Raw genomic sequence first — 18,816 nt, 5'->3', positions numbered from 1 at the left:
CCAACCTTGGTTGGCATGCGATCTACACCATCCCACCATTGGCGCGCAGCACCTGGCCATTGATCCACCCTCCATCGGCACCGGCCAGGAATGCCACCGCAGCGGCGATGTCTTCCGGCGTACCCAGCCGCTCCAAAGGGTTCATCTTCGCCAGCCGATCAATCAGTTCGGGCGACTTCCCGTCCAGGAACAGATCGGTGGCGGTCGGCCCCGGTGCCACCGCGTTCACGGTGATGCCGCGCCCACGCAGCTCCTTGCTGAGGATCGCCCCCATCGTTTCCACGGCGGCCTTGCTGGCGGCATACACGCTGTAGTTTTCCAGCTTGATGCCGACCACGCTGGTGGACAGGGTGACGATGCGACCACCGTCGCGCACGCGCCGCGCGGCCTCGCGCAGCACATTGAATGCGCCCTTGAGGTTGATGCCGATCACGCGGTCGAACAATGCATCATCGCTGTCCGCCAATGCGGCCAACTGCAGCACGCCGGCACTGTTGACCACCACGTCGATGCCACCGAAGCGCGCCTCGATCGCGTCGAACAGGGCATGCACAGCCGGCGGGTCGGCCACATCGGCCTGCAGGGCCACGGCGTGGCCGCCGTTGGCGGTCAGTTCGGCAGCCAGTGCCTCGGCCTCATCGCGGCGGCCGGCATAGTTGATGACCACGGCGTGGCCGTCGGCGGCCAGGCGGCGCGAGATGGCAGCGCCGATGCCACGGGAGCCGCCGGTGACCAGGGCGACAGGGCGGGAAGCGGGGGAGGTCATGGCAGGTTCCAGGGAGTCACGTCGGGATGGCGCAGGGCCATCTTCGTCTATCCGCCGTCGCGGATAATCATGGATAATCCGGAAACATCATCCGGCCAGCCGAACAATGGATCGATTCACCGCCTTGCGTGCCTTCGTCCGGATCGTCGAGCGCCGCAGCTTCAGCCGTGCCGCCGAAGACCTGGGGCTGCCGCGGGCCACGGTGACCGATGCGATCAAGGCATTGGAGCAGCGCCTGGGCGTGCGCCTGCTGCACCGGACCACGCGCGTGGTGGTGCCGACGCTGGAAGGCGAGGCCTTCTACGGCCGCTGTCTGCGCCTGATCGCGGACATGGACGATGCCGAAGCTGCGTTCCGTGACGTGCCACCGCGCGGACCGCTGCGCATTGAAGTGCACGGTGCGCTGGGCCGTCACCTGCTGTTTCCGCACCTGCCGGATTTCCTGCAGCGTTACCCGGACATCGAACTGGAGGTCAGCGAGGGCGACCGCTATGTCGACCTGCTGCGCGAGGGTGTGGATGCGGCCATCCGCGTGGGCACCCTGGCCGACAGCGATCTGGCCGCGCGGCGCCTGGCGTTGCTGCGCGAGGTCACGGTGGCGTCGCCTGCCTACGTGCAGGCGCACGGGCAGCCGGAGAACATCGCGTCGCTGGCGGCGGGGCACAAGATGGTCGGTTACCGTTCCAGCGCCACCGGCCAGCTGATTCCGCTGGAGTTCCAGCAGGGCGGCCAGGTGCGCCATATGCCGTTGCCGGCGCGCGTGCGGGTGTCCGGTGCCGACGCCTTCCTCGGTGCCGCGCTGGCCGGGTTGGGCATCATCCAGGCGCCGCGTTACCGGATGGACCCGTACATCGCGCGCGGGCAGCTGCTGGAGCTGTTGCCTGATATGCCACCCACGCCGAGCCCGATCAGCCTGGTCTATCTGCGCAACCGCACGCCATCGCCGCGGCTGCGGGTGTTCATCGACTGGGTGGCGGCTGTGTTCGAGCCGGAGCGCGCGCACGGCGGCCCATCCACGCATGGCGTGGATCTACTGGCGCGACCGTTCGAGGCGGAGCGTGCTTGGTGGCTCATCCACGCATGGCGTGGATCTAGTGGCGTGACCAGGTTGACGGGGAGACGCCGACAACGCGGCGGAAGGCAGCGCTGAACTTGCTGGGGTTGGCGTAGCCGCAGGCCATGGCCACCTCGGTCACGCTGAGGCCGCCCTGCAGCGCCTGCTGCGCCCAGTGCATGCGGCGCTGGGTCAGGTAGGCATAAGGTGGCATGCCGGTGGCGGCGCGCAGCGCGCGGCTGAAGGTGGTGGGTTCCATGCCGAGTACGCCGGCCAGCGCTGCGACATCCAGCGCCTGCGAACGGTGTTCATCGATGAAGCCCTGCAAATGGCGCAGTTGCCGCGATGACAGCGGTGCGGCCATGCGTGGCCGGGCGTGCGGTTGGCCGGCAAGCTGGGCCAATCGCCGCACCACCACTTCTGCACCGTACTGCAGGAACCCGGGCAGGCAGGCGTCAACCTGCGCGCTGGACCACAGCGCCTGCAGTACGGAGGCGATGACCGGGTCGCGATGCAGCCGCAGGGAAAGGGAGGGGACGTCCGGGAAGCCGCCAGGCGCATCGCGCCACTGCGAGGTATCGATGGCCATTCCCAGCAGCTCCACCGCAGGGCTGGCGTAGTGTCCATGATCGCCGGGCAGTACCACGTTGAACTGGCCCGGATGCCACGGGGCCTGCAGGACCCCGCCAGTGGTGCGTTGGTACAGGTTGCCGCCACCGGCCAGCAGCAGGCCCAGCCGCAGCTGGTACGGATGCCCCATGGGGCCTTCGCTTGCCTGGAAGCCATGGCGCAGCAGAACGACCGAGCCATCCTCGCTGGTCACGGTTCCCTCCATGGGCTGGGCGACTTCCCGGTGCAACTGGTCGGCGAGGGCGGGCATGGCGGGTCCAGGAATGGAGCAGCGCTGACTGCAATGGAGTGGCGGCGAGCGGCGAATGTTACAGGATAACAGTTTGCGCCAGCCGGCCCGCCAGGCGCGTTTCCGTTCCTCATGAGGTTTCCCTTGAAAGCCCCCGTTTCCTCCGTTGCCCTCGTTGCAGCGTCGTTGCTCGTCCCTGTTCTTCCCACCCACGCGCAGTCCGCCGATGCCACCACCCTCGATGGCGTGGTGGTCACCGGCTCCAAGCGCGACACGCCTTACCTGAAGAGTGACCTGTCGGTGACCGTGCTTGACCGGCAGGCGCTGAAAGAAGCCGGTGTCACCGAGTTCCGTGACCTGGACAAGCTGGCCCCCAACGTGAAGTTCAACGTGATGGGCCAGCTGAGCAACATGTTCATTTCCATCCGCGGCATCGAATCCAATCCTTTCCTGGTCAACCGCGCGTCGGTCTACATCGATGGCATTCCGTTCCGCGAGCTGAGCAATGCGGTACTCAACCAGGTGGAATCGGTCGAGGTGCTGCGGGGGCCGCAGGGCACCCTGTACGGTGCCAACAGCGAGTCGGGGCTGGTGCTGGTGCGCACGCGCGGCCCGGCCGATACCCGCGAGGGTGAGGTGAACGTGCGCAGCACCTGGTTCGGCAACGGCAACGGTACGGCCGTGGATGGCTTCCTGGCAGGCCCGCTGAGCAAGGACGGCACGCTGTCGGGCTCGGTGGCGTTCATGGGGTCCGATGAGGATGCCCACCTGAAGAACCTGACCCCGTACGGCGCGCGCGGCGAAGTGAAAGAGGGCTACCTGCAGGGCAAGCTGCGCTGGCGCCCCAGCGATTACGTGACCGTCAACGCCTTGGCCTATCACCTGCGAACACGCGCACCGGGCATGTTCGAGTACGAGTACCTGCCGCTGGATACCGGCCTGTACAACCGCACCTATGGCGATCGCCTCAACGGTGGCCGCCATGCCGGTGATTTCACCTACATCAACGATGCGCCCAAGCGCACCGAAAAGGACGAGACCGTTGCCGGCCTCAGCGCGCAGTGGCAACTGCAGGCCGGCACCCTGGATGTTGCCGCCTCGTACCGCAGCGAGGAAACCACCTCGGCTGGCTATGATTTCGACATGACGGCCAGCTCCGCGTTGGCCGGCTACATCTATGACAGGAAGGATGCATGGAATGCCGAGGCGCGCTTCAGCTCGCCCAGCGACCAGGCGCTGACCTGGATGGCCGGTGTATCGACCTACCGCATCGACAAGGATTCGATCCAGGGCACCTTCGTCGGCCCGGCGCTGCGCGGCCTGGACAGTTACAACCTGGCGCCGCGGCAGACCTCCAAGGGTGAGGACTACAGTGTGTTCGCCACCGCCAGCTACACGCTGCCGGCATTGCCGAAGCTGACCGCCAACCTCGGCATCCGCCACGAGCAGGCCCGCCGCTCCACCGAGCAGCGGGCTGGATTCCTCGACCTCGGCGCTGGAGGGCTGGTGCGCTACCGCGACGCCGCCCTGGCACATACGTTCTCGGCGACGTTGCCGCGCGTCTCGCTGCGCTACGACGCCAGCGATGATCTGTCGTTCTATGCGGCCTCGGCCAAGGGTTACATCCCCGGTGGCTTCAACCTGGCCGCCGCGCAGAGCGATGTGATCAACGACAAGGTGCTGCGCTACGAATCCGAACGCATGTGGAGCCATGAAGCGGGCTTCAAGATGAACCTGGCAGGTGGCCGTGGCCATATCGGTGGCGCGCTGTTCCATATCAGCTCGGACAACTGGCAGGAAATCCAGGTGGCCACCGATGCCAACGGCCGGCCGATCTCTTCCGACTACGTGGGCTCGGATGCCTCGATACGGTCGCGCGGTGCGGAACTGGAAGGCGTATTTGAAGTCGCGCCGGGGTTCACGGTGATGGCCAATGTCGGCTATGTCGATGCGACGTACACCAAGCTGTGGGTCAGCCCGCAGGAGAACCTGCACGGCAAGCGGGTCAAGCTGACGCCGCACTACACCGGCTACCTGGCCGCGCGGTATCAGTTCGACTCCGGCATCTACGCCCGTGTGGAATCGCAGTTCACCGGTTCCAGCGCGCTGGACGAGCGCAATCGGGCGTTCCAGCCGGCCGTGGCCGTGCTGGGCGTGCAGCTGGGTTACGAGCGGGGCCCGTGGAGCACGCGCGTGTTCGTGCAGAACCTGACCGACAAGCGGCGCATCAACGGCCTGATCTTCGACAACCTGGCCTTCGGCCGCGATGGCAACTACTACGGGCCGGTGGACAGCCCGCGCATTGTCGGCGCCGAGGTCGGCTACCGGTTCTGAAGGGTCATCAGCCGGCGGACCGCAGGGCCCGCCGGTTGCGCAGATGTGCGACGGCCAGCATCACCCCACCGCAGGCGGTGGCAGCGCCATGCCAGAGCAGTGATTCCTTCAATGGCAGGTACAGCGAGGCGGACAGCAGCAGGATTGCGCCTGCAAGGGCCACGCACAGCGGCAGTGCCCGCTGATGGCGGCGCTGGCCGGCGGCGGTGCTGAGCAGGGCGATCGTCGAGGCCAGCAGCGCGAACAGCCATTCCCAGCGCGACATCACCAGCAGCGCGGTCATCGCCGCGTGGCCAGGGTGCTGGAACGAGCGCAGCGCCATCATCGCCGCGGGCGTGAAGGCCAGCAGCAGAGGCAGGGCCACGCAATGCGCGGCGCAGGCCAGCGACAGCCAGGCGCCTGCCAGATCGAAGCGGGGATGCCAGCGTGCCGAAGCTGGCGGCTGGGTGCGGGCCCTTGCAGGCGAGGTCGGGATGTGGTCCATAATGTTACATAGTAACAATACGGAGTTCCCCCATGAAACGTTCTGCCGCCCTTCTACTGCTGCTTGCTGCCCATTCTGCGAACGCCCACGACGTGCGCCATCACGATGCGCATGTCCATGGCCAGGCCGATGTCGATCTGGCCGTGGAGCAGGGAACGCTGGAGCTGGCACTGCGTGCGCCGGGTATCGGCATCCTCGATTTCGAACGACCGCCTGCCGACAGCCGCGAACAGGCCGCATTGGCGCGGGCGCGATCGATCCTGCAGAGCGGCAGCTGGGTCACGTTGCCGAGTGCTGCGCAGTGCCGGCTGGACCATGCCGAGGCGACTGCGGAGGGCTTTGCGCCAGTAGCAGTGGCAACGCAGCCTGGCCAGCACACGCACGCCGGATTCACCGCAGCACTGCGCTACCACTGCGCCAACCCGGCGGCATTGCGTGGGCTGGCATTGCCGCTGCCGACGCTGTTTCCAGGTCTGCATGAGGTGATCGTCAATACCGCGACGTCGACCGGGCAAGGCCGCAGCGTGGTGACCGCCGACAGCCTGCGGGTGCCGCTGGCGCCATGAACGAAGCCGCCATCATCGACCTGCAGGGCGTGCAGTTCGGCTACGCAGACCGAGCAGTGCTGGATATCGCACAGCTGCAGGTGAGCGCGGGCAGCAGCGTGCTGCTGCGCGGCACCAGCGGCTCGGGCAAGAGCACGCTGCTGGGCCTGCTGGCGGGCATCCTGCTGCCGGGCCGCGGCAGCATCCGTGTCGCCGGTCATGCGGTGAACACGCTCGGTGCCGCCGCGCGCGATCGTTTCCGCGCCGACCAGCTGGGCGTGATCTTCCAGCAGTTCAACCTGCTGCCGTTCCTGAGCGTGCGCAACAACATCGCCCTTGGCGTGCGCTTCTCGCCGTTGCGCAATGCGCGCATCGAAGGCGGGCTGGATGCCGAGATCGCGCGCCTGCTGCGCGCGCTGCAGCTGGACCCGGCACTGATGCCGCGTGCGGCGGGCACGCTCAGCGTTGGCCAGCAGCAGCGCGTTGCCGCTGCCCGTGCCTTGATCGGCCGCCCAGCGGTACTGCTGGCCGACGAACCGACTTCGGCGCTGGACCCCGACGCGGCCACGGCCTTCCTGCAGCTGATGTCCGCGCAGTGCCGCGCCGCCGGCACCACCGCGCTGGTGGTCAGCCACGATGACCGCCTGCAGCCGTTGTTCGACCAGGTGCTGTCGCTGGGTGATCTGAACCGGGCAGGGGGTGTACATGTTTGAGTTGGCCTGGGCCAGCCTGCGCAGCCGCGCCCTGAGCGTGAGCCTGACCGTGCTGGTCATCACTCTGAGCGTGGTCCTGCTGCTGGGGGTGGAGCGCATCCGCACGCAGGCCCACGAGGGCTTTGCCAGCACCGTCTCGGGCACGGACCTGATCGTCGGCGCGCGCTCGGGGCCGGTGAACCTGCTGCTGTACTCGGTGTTCCATATCGGCGACCCGACCAACAACGTGTCCTGGCAGTCCTACCAGGAACTGTCCGCGCTGCCGCAGGTGAAATGGGCAGTGCCGCTGTCATTGGGTGACTCCTGGCGTGGCTATCGGGTGATCGGCACCACCGCCGGCTACTTCGAACATTACCGGCATGGCGCAGGGCATCCGCTGGCGTTCGCACAGGGCAGGCCGTTCGACGACCTGTATGACGCGGTGGTTGGTGCTGAAGTGGCACAGGCGGCGCACATCGGCGTGGGCGCTGACATCGTGCTGGCCCATGGCACCGGTGCGGTAACCCTGGCCACGCATGCGGACAAGCCGTTCCGGGTGGTCGGCATCCTGCAGCGGACCGGCACGCCGGTGGATTCTTCCGTGCTGGTGTCACTGCCGGCGATCGAGGCGATCCATGTCGACTGGCGTTCCGGCGTGCAGCTTCGCAGCCAGCACGTCAGTGCCGAGCAGGCACGCCAGCTCGACCTGACCCCGACCAGCATCACCGCCTTCATGCTCGGCCTGAACTCGCGCATCGCAACGTTCGGCGTGCAGCGCAGCATCAACGAATATCCAGACGAAGCGTTGCAGGCGATCCTGCCCGGCGTGACCCTGCAGCAACTGTGGCAGTCGCTGGGTACCGCAGAGCGCGCGCTGCAGTTGATCAGTGCGATGGTGGTGCTGCTGGGCATGGTTTCGCTGATGGCGCTGCTGGTATCGACGCTGCAGGAGCGCCGCCGAGAGATGGCGGTGCTGCGCGCTACCGGTGCGCGTCCGGCCTATGTGGCCTGCCTGCTGGTCGTTGAAGCCGTGGCCACCGCAGCGATGGCCTGCGCGCTGGCGCTGGCCGTGCTGACCTGCGCCAGCGTGGTGGGGCGCAGCTGGGCGCTGGCCAATTTCGGTCTGTCGATCACCCACGTCTGGCCGGACGCGCGCGAACTGGCCTGGGTGGGAGGCGTGCTGCTGATCAGCGCGGTCGCAGGCCTGCTGCCTGCACTGCTGGCCTACCGGCGCACCCTGGCCGATGGCCTGGCGCCTGCGTCATGAGCACGGGCGTCCGCGGGTTGCTGCTGGCTGCGGCCATGCTGCTGGTCGCCTGCACGCGGCCGACCGATACCGGTGTGCAGGCGCTGCCGCCGTCGCCGGTGCAGAGTAATGCTGGCACGGAAAGCGAGCAGGAACTGGACTGGTTGCAGATGCTGCCGGGCGATGAACTGGCCGCACTGGAGCGCGGCGAGGGGCCGGAGGTGCAGCACAGCGGCAACCGGCGCATGGCCCAGTTCGGTACGTTCCGTACCGTGGACGCGGTACTGGATCGCGCGGTGCGGTTGCCGGGCTATGTCGTGCCTTTGGCCAATGCGGCGGATGGTCGACTGCTCGAATTCCTGTTCGTGCCGTACTACGGCGCGTGCATCCACGTGCCACCGCCGCCACCGAACCAGATCGTGCACGTGGTGCTGCCGCGGCCGATCGCCATGCCCGACATGTACTCGCCGTTCTTCCTGGCCGGCGTGCTGCGTGCGGAGCGGGTGGACGATGATCTTGCCGGCTCGGCCTACAGCATGGCCGGCGCCGAATTGAGGCCTTATGAACCGTAGCGCGAAGGTGTTTGCCGCTGTGTTTGCCGGTGTTCTGCTGGCGGGTTGTGGCCGGCCCGCCGTGGAGACCCCGCCACATGCCAGCAACGCTGCCGCTTCGCCAGCGGCGCCGTCTGCAGTGATCGACCGCTGGGACGCGCTGATGCCGGGGGAGGACAGCTTCCAGCGTCCACCGCCGCAGATCGGGCTGTCGCGTGGCAACGGCATGGATGGGGTAGGCGGATTGATCGACGACACCGGTTCGGGCTCGCTGCCCGGGCAGGCCATCGATCATTCCAGCCCTCTGCGCGCGCAGCAGTTCGGCTCGTCGGCGGTGGTCGATGGCGTGGATGGACGGGCGCTGGACCTGGATGGCTATGTGGTGCCGCTGGCGATGAACGACGCGGGGCAGGTGGACGAACTGCTGTTCGTGCCGTTCTATGGCGCGTGCATCCACGTACCGCCGCCACCGCCGAACCAGATCATCCATGTGACCCTGGCCATCCCGATCACGATGGGCGCGTTGTGGGACCCCTACCGGCTGTCAGGGCGCCTGCAGGTGAAGCATTTCGAGGCGGATATCGCCAGCGCGTCCTATGACGCAGCCGCTGCGACGCTTTCCGCGATCACCCGATGACCAGGCTCCGCGCACGCAGCGTCGCGCTGCTGATGGTGGTGCTGCTGGCAGGGACGGGCGTGGCGCTGCTGTGGAACGCAACGAAAGCGCCCTCGCCACCGGCAGTGGCATTTCCCGCACCGGCGGCGGAAGCGCAGGCACGCATCGAACATCACATGGCTGCCGACAAGGCCTTTCGTGATGACCTGCTGTTCCTGCTGGTGGCGACGCTGCGCGACCGCTGCGAACCGGCGCAGGCGGGAGTGCTGGCACGCATGGCCAACCGTGCGTCGCTGCCGGTGCTGGCGGCGGTGAGCACCGTGACCACGCAGGATGCGAGCCTGGACCGACCGATCTACCAGTACATCCAGCACCGCGCCGATGCCACCGGCTGCGGCCAGCCACTGCGCCTGCCGGCAGGCGATGGCGGCAGCATCGAGTTGGATATCGAACAGTACGCACGCACCTTCCCGGACAGCTACTTCGACCCGCAGCGCAGCAGTGCGCCGCGTGACTTCGGGGGGCGCCCGCTGCCAGAACGCGCCGGCAACGCCTGCAACAGCGTGGTCTATTCGGTGCTGCCGTTGGGAGGGGGGGATTGGCGGTGCAGCACGCTGCGCAGTAATGCTCGTGCGCGGGTGCGTGCGCTGTGCGAAGACGCGATGCAGCGGCAGCACGGCCATCTGCGTGGCGAGCTGGATGCCGAAGTAGGCCAGGCCATGCAGGAGCCGGTAGTGCAGGCGGTCGCGGCATTGCCTGCGGAGTGCAGGTAAAGCCAGGGCCTTGCGGCAGCGGGCAGGGCGCCTCCCGGAAGCTGAATGGCGTTCGCTGGGAGATCCATAAATATACAGGACGTCCTGTATAGTTATGGGCGTACCCCTCCCCATCCAGGTTCCCCATGGCTCTCTCCCAGCCCTTGGACGGTGCTCCGTCCCTGTCGCGCGCCCGACGCTGGTCGCTGCTGTTCACCGTCGCGGCCGGCCTGCTGCTGGTCACGTTGGACAACTCGGTGTTGTACACGGCGCTGCCGACCCTGACCGAGGAACTCTCGGCAAGTGCCGGGCAGGCGCTGTGGATCATCAACGCCTATCCGCTGGTGATGGCCGGCCTGCTGCTGGGCGCTGGCACCTTGGGTGACCGCATCGGCCACCGGCGGATGTTCCTGATCGGCCTGGTCGTGTTCGGCATCGCCTCGTTGGCGGCCGCGTTCTCTGCGACCGCCGCGCAGCTGATTGCAGCGCGTGCCTTCCTCGCCGTGGGTGCGGCGGCGATGATGCCGGCCACGTTGGCATTGATCGGGCTCAGCTTCCATGAAGAGCGCGAGCGCAACATCGCCATCGCGATCTGGGGTTCGGTGGCCATCGTCGGTGCGGCACTCGGGCCGATCATCGGTGGCTGGCTGCTGCAGCACTTCTGGTGGGGCTCGGTGTTCCTGATCAACGTACCGGTGGTGGTGGTCGCCTTCATCGCGACCCTGGTACTGGCGCCGGAAGGGCAGCGCGACAGCACGCGGCCGTGGGACCTGCTGTCCTCGTTGCTGGCCCTGGCCGCGCTGTCGGGCCTGGTGTTGGCGATCAAGTCGCTGATCGCCACGCCGCCCTCGTACGGGGTGGGCGCTGTCTCGCTGCTGCTGGCGGTCATCGCCGGCTTCGCCTTCAGCCGCCGTCAGCAGCAGTTGCCCTATCCGCTGCTGGATTTCGCCATCTTCCGTAACCCGGCCTTCCTTGCCGGCACCCTCTCGGCAGTGTTCACCCTGTTTGCGATGGCCGGGCTGCAGCTGCTCACCACCCAGCGCTTCCAGCTGGTGGCCGGCCTCAGCCCGTTGCAGGCGGGCCTGCTGGTATCGGTGGCGGCGCTGGGCAGCCTGCCCAGCGCGTTGCTGGGCGGCAGCGTGCTGCATCGCGTCGGCCTGCGTCCGTTGATCTGTGGCGGCCTTGCGGCTGGCGCGGTAGGTGTCGGGGTGGTGGCGCTGGGCTTCCCGCACGGCCTGGGCTGGGTGGTGGCCGGCATGGCGATCACCGGCTTCGGCATGGGCGCTGCGATCTCGGTAGCGTCCACCGCCATCCTCAACAACGTACCGCCGCATCGTGCGGGCATGGCCTCGTCGGTGGAGGAGGTATCCTACGAGTTCGGTGGCCTGCTGGCGGTCGCGCTGCTGGGCAGCCTGAGCGCTGCGATGTACGGCGCGTTCCTGCCGGAGTCGGCGGACATTCCGGCCGCCGCGCGCGAGGGGTTCACCCAGGCGTTGCACGTGGCGCGTGACACGGGGCAGGGTGAGTGGTTCGCCCTGGCCACCGTAGCCTACGATCGCGGTTACCAGATCGTGCTGCTGGTGATCAGTGCGGTGCTGGCGGCCGGCGCGATGATCATCGCGCGCCTGCTGCGTGGACGTGCCGGTGGCCGCGACGGCGCTGCCGATCGCGTAAAATAGGGGCAATGAGAACCAGCAAGCGCGAGCGCATCCTCGACGCCGCCGTCAGCGTGATCAACCGCGACGGCGTGCGTGCGGTGACCTTTGAATCGGTGGCGGCCGAGGCGCAGTTGACCCGTGGCGGCCTGCTGTACCACTTCCCGTCGCGCGAAGCGTTGCTGCGCGGCATCGACGAGCACCTGGTGCAGAGCTGGGAAGCATCGATGGAGGCGCTGCTGGGCAAGTCGGCCAGCGAGGCCACTGCGCTGGAGCGCTACCAGACCTTCGTGCGCGTTTCGGCGCAGAGTGCCACCCGCGCCGAGCTGATGTTCATGCTGGACTCGGTGGACCCCGAGTTCCCCAGTGATCGGCCGTGGGCACCGGTAGTGCAGCGCTGGGCACCTTCGCCACCGGCCGCCGGCAGCGACGACCCTGCGGCGCTGGACAATTTCGTGGCGCGGCTGGCCGCCGACGGCCTGTGGATCTACGAGGCCATGTACGAAGGCCAGCTGGACGAGAAGGTGCGCGCACAGTTGACCGAGCGGATCGGCGGGCTGCTCTCTCCCGAGCGGTCCCCGAAGGACTAGCCGCGGGCTACAGCGCCGCCAGCCACGCGCGGGGCGAGAGCCCCAGGCGCTTGCGGAACGCCTTGGACAGCGAGGCGGTATCGGCAAAGCCGACGTCGGTCGCCACCTGCTTGGCCGCTGCCCCCGCGCGCAGCTGCGTGCAGGCCAGGCTCAAACGCCAATCCAGCAGGTAGCTGGCCGGGGTGGTCTGCATCACTTCCTTGAACACCGCCGCGAACGCGCTGCGCGACAGGCCAGCGATTGACGCCATCTTCGGCAGGGTCCAGGCCTGTTGCGGCGACTGGTGCAGGGCCACCAGCGTGCGTGCCAGGCGCGCATTGGACAGCCCGCGCATCAACCCGTGGCTGACCCCTGCCGCATCGGGATGATCGATCACCCAGCGCAGTACCTGGATCAGGGCAACCTCGAACAGGCGGTTGGTCAGCAGGCGCGAGCCGCAGCGCTGGTGGTCGGCTTCCGCGAACAGCAGGTGCAGGGTGCCGTCCAGCTCACCGATGGCCGACAGCGGCACCACCATCACCGGCGGCAGCGACTGGACGACCGGATTGCGTGCACCGCCGTCGAAATCGAGCGTGGCGCAGGTGAAATCAGGGCCGTCCAGCGGCGCGTTGAGGAACACATGCCGCAGTGGCCGCGGGTACAGCAGCAGGCTGGGGGCGGTGACCTTCAGCTGGCGCGTGATGCAGTCCGTGTCGGGGTGATGCACCTCCATTTCCCCCTTGCGCAGGATGTGCAGGAAGGCGCGCCCCGGCTGCGGTTCGAACACGTGCCGTCCGCACAGCGGGCCGGAATGGAACAGCGCTGCCTGTACCCGGAACCGTTCGAGCAGGGTCGACAGCCGGTCAGGCACATCGTTGGACGGTGGGAATGGGGGCAGTGTGGCGATCATGGATGAATGGACAACATATATGGAAATAAATGCTCTATTCGTCCTGCGAGTTTACCTACGATGAGCCCATCGTCCAATCCCGGGCGCCATCGCAAGGAGTACTCCCATGTCCCGCATCCCCCTGATCGACCCGACCTCGACCACGCCCGAGCGCCAGGCCCTGCTGGGCCAGGTCCACGCCGCCTTCGGCGCCACGCCGGCGATGTTCCGTGCCGTAGCCAACTCGCCCGCTGCACTGCAGAGCATGTGGGGCTCATTTGGCGCGCTGGGTGGCGGCCGTCTGTCGCCGCTGCTGGGTGAACAGATCGCGGTGGCCATCGCCAACCGCAATGCGTGCGAATACTGCCTGGCCGCGCACACGGCGCTGGGGCGCAAGGCCGGCGCCAGTGGCGAACAGATGGCCGCTGCACAGATCGGCCAGTCCAGCGATCCGGCCACCGCCGCCGCCCTGGACTTCGCGCTGAAGGTGGTCGAGCAGCGTGCGCAGATTGCCGACGCTGACGTGCAGGCGCTGCGCGCGGCTGGTTTCGATGACGAGCAGATCGTGGAGATTCTGGCCCATGTAGCGCTCAATCTGTTCACCAACTACGTCAACGTGGCCTTTGACGTGCCGGTGGACTTCCCGAAGGTGGCGCTGCGCTGAGGCCGCGCCGTCAAGCAGGTGGGTGGCCGTGCAGGCCATCCCCCTGCAGTCGCTCCGGGTGGGTATACACGTTGAAGCCCCCTTCGCGGGCGAAACCCACCAGGCACAGGCCAGCACTGCGGGCCAGGTCGATGGCCAGCGCGGTGGGGGCCGAAACGGCAACCAGTACGCTGGCACCGGCGCGTGCTGCCTTGCTGACCATTTCGTAGCTGGCACGGCTGGACACCACCAGCAGGCCACCATCGATGCTGTGTTCGTTGTGGTGCAGCGCACCGATCAGCTTGTCCAGCGCGTTGTGACGGCCCACGTCTTCGCGCACCCAGCCGATGCGGCCACTGGCATCGGCCCAGGCCGCTGCATGGGTCGAACCACTGGCAGCATTCATCGGTTGCTGCGCGGCCAGCCCGGCCAGTGCCCGCTGCAGTGCAGCCGTCTGATACGTGCGGCGGTCCTTCACCGGCGGCAGTGGGCGCAACACGTCCTCCAGCTGACGCGCTCCGCACAACCCGCAACCGCCTCGGCCAGGCAGCAGGCGCCCGTTGTCCGGATCCAGTGCGGCGGCCGGGGCGTCGGCGGACACGGTCATCTTCAGCTCGATGCCTTCCAGTTGTGGCTGCACCTCGGCGGACAGCAGCTGATCGGGGCGCTCGATCAATCCTTCGCTGAGCGAGAAACCCAGGGCGAAATCCTCCAGGTCGCACGGCGTGGCCATCATCACCGCGAAGGCGGCACCGTTGTAGCGCATCACCACCGGCACTTCCTCGGCGATCACGTCCACCTGCTGCTCCTGCGCTGTGTTGCGCCAGCGTTGCAACGTGCGCAGTGCCGTGCCGGCGGGCGGAGGGGAGGGCGGCGTCGATCCGGGCATGCGGCACATCCTGGGCAAAGCAGAAGGGCAGGCTACGCCCGCAGAATAACGCAGCCATCCAGTGAAGACGCAGCGGTAACCGTTGCCATGGCAGCCTGCGTTACCACGGCTGGGCTATGGCGCCGCGGTTGCCGGCGTGCTTGACTGGCCACGGCACCCGGGCGCGGGCCCGGCACTGCAGGCAGGCACTCCACCAACGCAGGTCCCGACCATGTCCGAACAGAAGCCGCCGCGTTACAAGCCCTACAACCAACCGGCAGGCGGCTGGGGGGCCGCCGGTGCGACCGCCAAGGTGCTGCTGCAGCAGAGCGTGATCGGCAAGGGATCGAAGGCACTGCTGGCGATGAACCAGCCGGGTGGCTTCAAGTGCCCCAGCTGCGCGTTCCCCGATGCCGACCACCGCAAGAAGCTGGAATTCTGCGAGAACGGCGCCAAGGCTCTGGCCTGGGAAGCGACCCAGCACCGGGTGACCCGCGAGCTGTTCGCCCAGCACACCGTCACCGAGCTGATGGCGCAGGAGGCGGCGTTCCTGTACTCGATCTTCGTGCGCGAGTTCGGCACCAACAACTTCCCGGACTGTTCGAACATGTGCCACGAGCCGACCAGCCGGGGCCTGCCGCCGGTGATAGGCGTGGGCAAGGGCACCATCGTGCTGGACGACTTCGAACACGCCGAGGCGATCTTCGTGATGGGCCAGAACACCGGCACCAACTCGCCGCGGATGATGAGCAACCTGGTGGAAGCGCGCAAACGCGGCGTGCCGATCGTGGCGGTCAACCCGATGCCCGAGCGTGCGCTGATCCGCTTCACCGAACCGCAGGACGTGGTGCAGATGGCCACGTTCGGTTCCACCGAGATCACCAGCGAGTTCGTGCACGTCCATATCGGCGGCGACCTGGCGCTGATCAAGGGCATGATGAAGGTGATGTTCGAGCGCGAAGCGCAGGGCGAGCAGGTGCTGGATCATGCCTTCCTGGCCGAGCATACCGTTGGCCTGGAGGCACTGCGCGAAGACGTGCTGGCGCAGGACTGGGATGAGATCGTGCGGGTGTCGGGCATCGCGCAGGAGCAGATACGGCGCTGCGCGGAGATCTACATCCGTTCGCGGGCGACGGTGATCTGCTATGGGATGGGCCTGACCCAGCACCAGCAGGGATCGCGGCTGCTGCAGCAGGTGGCCAACCTGCTGTTGCTGCGCGGCAACTTCGGCAAGCCGGGCGCGGGCATCGGCCCGATCCGCGGGCATTCCAACGTGCAGGGCGATCGCACGGTCGGCATCGATGAAAAGCCCACGGCGCGCTACCTGGATCGCGTGCAGCAGGTGTTCGGCTTTGATCCGCCACGCGAACATGGCCACCACGTGGTCGAGTCGATCGCGGCGATGCTGGATGGCAGCGCCAAGATGTTCATCGGCATGGGCGGCAACTTCATCCATGCCGTGCCCGATACCGAACGCGCCTATGCAGCCATGCGCAAGCTGGAACTGACAGTGGGCATCGCCACCAAGCTCAATCGAGGTCATCTTGTGCATGGCCGCGACGCGCTGATTCTTCCAGTGGTGGCGCGTTAGGAGTGGATCCGCACACCACTGGGGGAGCAGTTCGTCACCATCGAAGATGCGATGTCCAACGTGACGGCGTCGCGCGGTGTGCTGGAGCCGGCCAGCGAGCACGTGCTACCGGAGGTGGAGATCGTCTGCCGCATGGCGATGGCGGCGTTGCCGGACAGCAAGGTGGACTGGGCGGCGTACATGCATGATTACGGCCCGATCCGCGACCTGATCGCCGCCGTCTATCCGGACATCTACGCAGGCTTCAACGAACGCATCCAGGCACTGCACGGCTTTCACCTGGATATTCCACCGCGTCGGCGCGTGTGGCCGACGCCGAACGGCAAGGCCAACATCCTGGTCATGCCGGGCCTGGAAGTGAACGCGGTGGTCGATGACCCGGAGATGCTGCGGTTGGCCACGGTGCGTTCGCACGACCAGTACAACACCACCATCTACAGCTACAACGACCGCTACCGGGGCGTGTACAACGACCGCATGGTGGTGTTCATGAACATCGAGGACCGTCTGGCGCGCGGGCTCGGCAAGGAAGCCCTGGTGAGCCTGGAAACGATCAGCGACGATGGCGTGACGCGGCGCATCGAAGGGTTGACCGTGCTTGACTATCCGATGCCGCGCGGTGCCCTGGCGGGCTACTACCCTGAGCTCAATCCACTGCTGCCGCTGGACTACTACGATCGGATCAGCGGTACGCCAGCGGCGAAATCCATTCCGGTACGGATGCGCGCGCAGGTCGAGGTGCCAGCGTAAAGCGCCGCTCCTACGGTTCCTCGCTGTCGCTGAGCACGATGCTGCCGTCCAGCAGCACGGGAACCATCTGGGTCCAGCCCTTGGCGTTGTAGTCGAGGCTGACCAGGTACACCCAGCCGCGCGCTGCATCTTCGGTATGCGCCGCCGCGCCGGCGGTGAACCGCTGCAGGCTCACTTCGGAGACCATGAAGTCATCGCTGGGATAGCGCAGGCGCGCGTGGGCCAGCGCTGCAATCGTCGCTTGGTGCACTGACAGCGGCGGCTCGGCGCGCGCTGGGTCGAAGGCGGGCAGCGTATGCAACCGCGTCGCGCTCACCTGCCAGCGCTCATGGGTGTCGTCACCATCGCCGCTGGACAGCACGGTCCATTGGCGTTCGCCTGCCATGACCGGAAGGCTCAGCAACGCGGACAGCAGGAGGGCAGCAGAGGCGCAGCGGGCAGGCATGGAAAAGCTCCAATGAACGTCATCCATGATGACACCCGGCAGCGGCGACGGGCGCGTCGTGCGTCGGCTATCATCAGCCCGTGGATATATCCGGCCTGCTGCTGCGACTGATGCTGCTCCTGACCCTGGTGCTGAATGCACCGGCGCTGGCGCTTGCCTCGGGCGGCATCAACGGTCAGGCCAGCGATGGTCATTGCGGTGCACCCCACGAGAGCGCCGACATTGCGATCTCTGCCGCGCCCGCTTGCTGCGATGACCGGGACGCAGGCGCGTGCAGCAGCGAGGGTTGCGAATGCGTGCCGGCCAGTGTGGCCATGCTGCCGTCGGCGGCAAGCGTTGCTGCATGGCCACGGCGTGCAGTGCCCGGCGAGGCGCTGCGACCCGGTCATCCCGCGCCTGCGCTGCCGCACCTGATCCGTCCGCCGATCGCCTGATCGCGCGCAGGCATTGCGTGCCTGCCGTCCTGCAGTACCCCCTTATCTACCTGACCCACGCGAATCCGTCGTGTGGGTGGCAGGCGCTCGCGCCTGCGATTGCAAAGGACAACCTGATATATGAACCGCACTCTTTCCCTGAGCCTGTTGCTTACCACCGTTCTGCTGGGCACCGCCTGCGCGCGTGCCTCCGAAGAGGCCGTGTCTTCGCCCGCAACGGCAACCGGAACCGCAACCGCAGCCGCCTCGGCAGTCGCGGTGACGGCTGGGGCGACGATCGATCCGGAACTGCCGCTGGCCATCGTCCACAAGACGGCCAGTTGTGGCTGCTGTGGCGTGTGGGCCGACCACCTCAAGGCTGCCGGCTTCCCGGTTGAGATACGTGACACCGATGACATGCATCCGGTCAAGCAGCGCCTCGGCGTGCCGGCCGGCAAGGCGTCCTGTCATACCGCCGAGATCGGTGGCTATGTGGTGGAAGGCCATATTCCGGCCAGCGACATCAAGCGCCTGCTGAAGGAACGGCCGACGGCGCGTGGCCTCGTCCTGCCAGGCATGCCGGCAGGATCTCCGGGCATGGAAATGCCTGATGGCTATGTGCAGCCGTATACCGTAGAGCTGGTGCTGGCTGATGGCGGCACCGAGCCCTTCGCACAGCACGGGCAGGGCGGCTGAGATTCAGTGGCGGTGCCGGTCGGTCTGACCGGCACCCTTCCACGCGGCCTGTGTAGAGCCGAGCCCACGCTCGGCTGCTTTCGGCCGGCAAGCCGAGCATCGGCTCGGCTCTACAGAATCAGCGGGCCCCGGCCGTTTGGCCAGCTGCGTGTCGAGCGACCATTCGGCTGCATCCACGTAGTCATTCTTCGGCGCGCCGCGTGTAGAGCCGAGCCCACGCTCGGCTGCTTTCGGCCTACAAGCCGAGCATCGGCTCGGCTCTACAGAATCGGCGGGCCCCGGCCGTTTGGCCAGCTGCGTGTCGAGCGACCATTCGGCTGCATCCACGTAGTCATTCTTCGGCGCGCCGCGTGTAGAGCCGAGCCCACGCTCGGCTGCTTTCGGCCTACAAGCCGAGC

At 67.3% G+C, this 18,816-nt stretch carries 18 protein-coding genes and 2 pseudogenes; 14 read left to right on the top strand and 6 right to left on the bottom strand.

The features are described from left to right. Positions 1-22 precede the first annotated feature (22 nt). The gene (locus GIW57_RS00100; protein ID WP_236508777.1) at positions 23-766 is read right to left on the bottom strand and encodes an SDR family oxidoreductase; all 744 of its coding nucleotides are present in this window, start codon (positions 764-766) and stop codon (positions 23-25) included. Positions 767-872: 106 nt separating this feature from the next. On the opposite strand from GIW57_RS00100, the pseudogene GIW57_RS00095 reads away from it, so the two are divergent. Then, a pseudogene (locus GIW57_RS00095) lies at positions 873-1,754 on the top strand (LysR family transcriptional regulator); the annotation flags it as partial. Positions 1,755-1,857: 103 nt separating this feature from the next. On the opposite strand, the gene GIW57_RS00090 reads toward GIW57_RS00095, so the two are convergent. Next, on the bottom strand, positions 1,858-2,700 hold the full coding sequence (locus GIW57_RS00090; protein WP_236508776.1) for an AraC family transcriptional regulator: 843 nt from the start codon (positions 2,698-2,700) through the stop codon (positions 1,858-1,860). Between the two features lie 123 nt (positions 2,701-2,823). Between GIW57_RS00090 and GIW57_RS00085 the strand changes: the two genes are divergently transcribed. Beyond that, complete coding sequence (locus tag GIW57_RS00085) at positions 2,824-5,013, top strand: TonB-dependent receptor (protein ID WP_236508775.1); 2,190 nt, start codon at positions 2,824-2,826, stop codon at positions 5,011-5,013. A gap of 7 nt (positions 5,014-5,020) precedes the next feature. Here the strand turns inward: GIW57_RS00085 and GIW57_RS00080 are convergent, their stop codons facing one another. Next, positions 5,021-5,497: a MerC domain-containing protein gene (locus GIW57_RS00080; protein WP_089235786.1), complete on the bottom strand. Its 477-nt coding sequence runs from the start codon at positions 5,495-5,497 to the stop codon at positions 5,021-5,023. Positions 5,498-5,529: 32 nt separating this feature from the next. On the opposite strand from GIW57_RS00080, the gene GIW57_RS00075 reads away from it, so the two are divergent. The 8 genes from GIW57_RS00075 (at position 5,530) to GIW57_RS00040 (ending at position 12,144) form a co-directional block, all read left to right on the top strand. Further along, the gene (locus GIW57_RS00075; RefSeq protein WP_100465541.1) at positions 5,530-6,063 is read left to right on the top strand and encodes a DUF2796 domain-containing protein; all 534 of its coding nucleotides are present in this window, start codon (positions 5,530-5,532) and stop codon (positions 6,061-6,063) included. Then, positions 6,060-6,755 carry an ATP-binding cassette domain-containing protein gene (locus tag GIW57_RS00070; RefSeq protein WP_236508774.1) on the top strand — a complete coding sequence of 232 codons (696 nt, stop codon included), beginning with the start codon at positions 6,060-6,062 and terminating at the stop codon, positions 6,753-6,755. Before GIW57_RS00075 ends, GIW57_RS00070 begins: the two co-directional genes overlap by 4 nt. Then, positions 6,748-8,001 carry an ABC transporter permease gene (locus GIW57_RS00065; protein WP_236508773.1) on the top strand — a complete coding sequence of 418 codons (1,254 nt, stop codon included), beginning with the start codon at positions 6,748-6,750 and terminating at the stop codon, positions 7,999-8,001. Before GIW57_RS00070 ends, GIW57_RS00065 begins: the two co-directional genes overlap by 8 nt. Beyond that, positions 7,998-8,552, top strand: a complete 555-nt coding sequence (locus GIW57_RS00060; protein ID WP_236508772.1) for a DUF3299 domain-containing protein — start codon at positions 7,998-8,000, stop codon at positions 8,550-8,552. Before GIW57_RS00065 ends, GIW57_RS00060 begins: the two co-directional genes overlap by 4 nt. Continuing rightward, positions 8,542-9,168 (top strand): DUF3299 domain-containing protein, encoded by a 627-nt coding sequence (locus GIW57_RS00055; protein ID WP_236508771.1) that lies wholly within the window; start codon positions 8,542-8,544, stop codon positions 9,166-9,168. Before GIW57_RS00060 ends, GIW57_RS00055 begins: the two co-directional genes overlap by 11 nt. 32 nt (positions 9,169-9,200) lie before the next feature. Next, the gene (locus GIW57_RS00050) at positions 9,201-9,920 is read left to right on the top strand and encodes a hypothetical protein (protein ID WP_236508872.1); all 720 of its coding nucleotides are present in this window, start codon (positions 9,201-9,203) and stop codon (positions 9,918-9,920) included. Between the two features lie 125 nt (positions 9,921-10,045). After that, positions 10,046-11,578, top strand: coding sequence for an MFS transporter (locus GIW57_RS00045; RefSeq protein ID WP_236508770.1), 1,533 nt, complete (start codon positions 10,046-10,048; stop codon positions 11,576-11,578). A gap of 5 nt (positions 11,579-11,583) precedes the next feature. After that, on the top strand, positions 11,584-12,144 hold the full coding sequence (locus GIW57_RS00040; RefSeq protein WP_236508769.1) for a TetR/AcrR family transcriptional regulator: 561 nt from the start codon (positions 11,584-11,586) through the stop codon (positions 12,142-12,144). Between the two features lie 7 nt (positions 12,145-12,151). Here GIW57_RS00040 and GIW57_RS00035 read toward each other — a convergent pair whose 3' ends face one another. Next, on the bottom strand, positions 12,152-13,033 hold the full coding sequence (locus tag GIW57_RS00035; RefSeq protein WP_236508768.1) for an AraC family transcriptional regulator: 882 nt from the start codon (positions 13,031-13,033) through the stop codon (positions 12,152-12,154). Between the two features lie 106 nt (positions 13,034-13,139). Between GIW57_RS00035 and GIW57_RS00030 the strand changes: the two genes are divergently transcribed. Continuing rightward, positions 13,140-13,676 carry a peroxidase-related enzyme gene (locus GIW57_RS00030; protein ID WP_100552628.1) on the top strand — a complete coding sequence of 179 codons (537 nt, stop codon included), beginning with the start codon at positions 13,140-13,142 and terminating at the stop codon, positions 13,674-13,676. A 10-nt stretch (positions 13,677-13,686) separates the two neighbouring features. Here the strand turns inward: GIW57_RS00030 and fdhD are convergent, their stop codons facing one another. After that, complete coding sequence (fdhD, locus tag GIW57_RS00025; RefSeq protein WP_100465532.1) at positions 13,687-14,544, bottom strand: formate dehydrogenase accessory sulfurtransferase FdhD; 858 nt, start codon at positions 14,542-14,544, stop codon at positions 13,687-13,689. Between the two features lie 211 nt (positions 14,545-14,755). Between fdhD and GIW57_RS00020 the strand changes: the two are divergent. Continuing rightward, a pseudogene (locus GIW57_RS00020) lies at positions 14,756-16,864 on the top strand (FdhF/YdeP family oxidoreductase). A gap of 10 nt (positions 16,865-16,874) precedes the next feature. On the opposite strand, the gene GIW57_RS00015 reads toward GIW57_RS00020, so the two are convergent. Continuing rightward, on the bottom strand, positions 16,875-17,309 hold the full coding sequence (locus tag GIW57_RS00015) for a hypothetical protein (RefSeq protein ID WP_236508767.1): 435 nt from the start codon (positions 17,307-17,309) through the stop codon (positions 16,875-16,877). Between the two features lie 80 nt (positions 17,310-17,389). Between GIW57_RS00015 and GIW57_RS00010 the strand changes: the two genes are divergently transcribed. Together GIW57_RS00010 and GIW57_RS00005 are read left to right on the top strand one after the other, a co-directional pair. Next, positions 17,390-17,743 (top strand): CopL family metal-binding regulatory protein, encoded by a 354-nt coding sequence (locus GIW57_RS00010; protein ID WP_285834936.1) that lies wholly within the window; start codon positions 17,390-17,392, stop codon positions 17,741-17,743. Between the two features lie 120 nt (positions 17,744-17,863). Next, a complete protein-coding gene (locus GIW57_RS00005) occupies positions 17,864-18,418 on the top strand; it encodes a DUF411 domain-containing protein (RefSeq protein ID WP_236508765.1) in 555 nt (184 codons plus the stop codon). Positions 18,419-18,816: the final 398 nt, after the last annotated feature.

This window comes from Stenotrophomonas sp. PA-6-5C (genome assembly GCF_021605635.1).
In the GTDB taxonomy this organism is placed as follows: Bacteria; Pseudomonadota; Gammaproteobacteria; order Xanthomonadales; family Xanthomonadaceae; genus Stenotrophomonas; species Stenotrophomonas lactitubi.
This window is presented reverse-complemented; position numbering and strand designations above follow the sequence as displayed.

Coding starts and splice junctions, on each gene's coding strand:
- GIW57_RS00100 (WP_236508777.1), bottom strand. CDS start 766: ATGACCTCCCCCGCTTCCCGCCCTGTCGCCCTGGTCACCGGCGGCTCC.
- GIW57_RS00090 (WP_236508776.1), bottom strand. CDS start 2,700: ATGCCCGCCCTCGCCGACCAGTTGCACCGGGAAGTCGCCCAGCCCATG.
- GIW57_RS00080 (WP_089235786.1), bottom strand. CDS start 5,497: ATGGACCACATCCCGACCTCGCCTGCAAGGGCCCGCACCCAGCCGCCA.
- GIW57_RS00075 (WP_100465541.1), top strand. CDS start 5,530: ATGAAACGTTCTGCCGCCCTTCTACTGCTGCTTGCTGCCCATTCTGCG.
- GIW57_RS00070 (WP_236508774.1), top strand. CDS start 6,060: ATGAACGAAGCCGCCATCATCGACCTGCAGGGCGTGCAGTTCGGCTAC.
- GIW57_RS00065 (WP_236508773.1), top strand. CDS start 6,748: ATGTTTGAGTTGGCCTGGGCCAGCCTGCGCAGCCGCGCCCTGAGCGTG.
- GIW57_RS00060 (WP_236508772.1), top strand. CDS start 7,998: ATGAGCACGGGCGTCCGCGGGTTGCTGCTGGCTGCGGCCATGCTGCTG.
- GIW57_RS00055 (WP_236508771.1), top strand. CDS start 8,542: ATGAACCGTAGCGCGAAGGTGTTTGCCGCTGTGTTTGCCGGTGTTCTG.
- GIW57_RS00050 (WP_236508872.1), top strand. CDS start 9,201: ATGGTGGTGCTGCTGGCAGGGACGGGCGTGGCGCTGCTGTGGAACGCA.
- GIW57_RS00045 (WP_236508770.1), top strand. CDS start 10,046: ATGGCTCTCTCCCAGCCCTTGGACGGTGCTCCGTCCCTGTCGCGCGCC.
- GIW57_RS00040 (WP_236508769.1), top strand. CDS start 11,584: ATGAGAACCAGCAAGCGCGAGCGCATCCTCGACGCCGCCGTCAGCGTG.
- GIW57_RS00035 (WP_236508768.1), bottom strand. CDS start 13,033: ATGATCGCCACACTGCCCCCATTCCCACCGTCCAACGATGTGCCTGAC.
- GIW57_RS00030 (WP_100552628.1), top strand. CDS start 13,140: ATGTCCCGCATCCCCCTGATCGACCCGACCTCGACCACGCCCGAGCGC.
- fdhD (WP_100465532.1), bottom strand. CDS start 14,544: ATGCCCGGATCGACGCCGCCCTCCCCTCCGCCCGCCGGCACGGCACTG.
- GIW57_RS00015 (WP_236508767.1), bottom strand. CDS start 17,309: ATGCCTGCCCGCTGCGCCTCTGCTGCCCTCCTGCTGTCCGCGTTGCTG.
- GIW57_RS00005 (WP_236508765.1), top strand. CDS start 17,864: ATGAACCGCACTCTTTCCCTGAGCCTGTTGCTTACCACCGTTCTGCTG.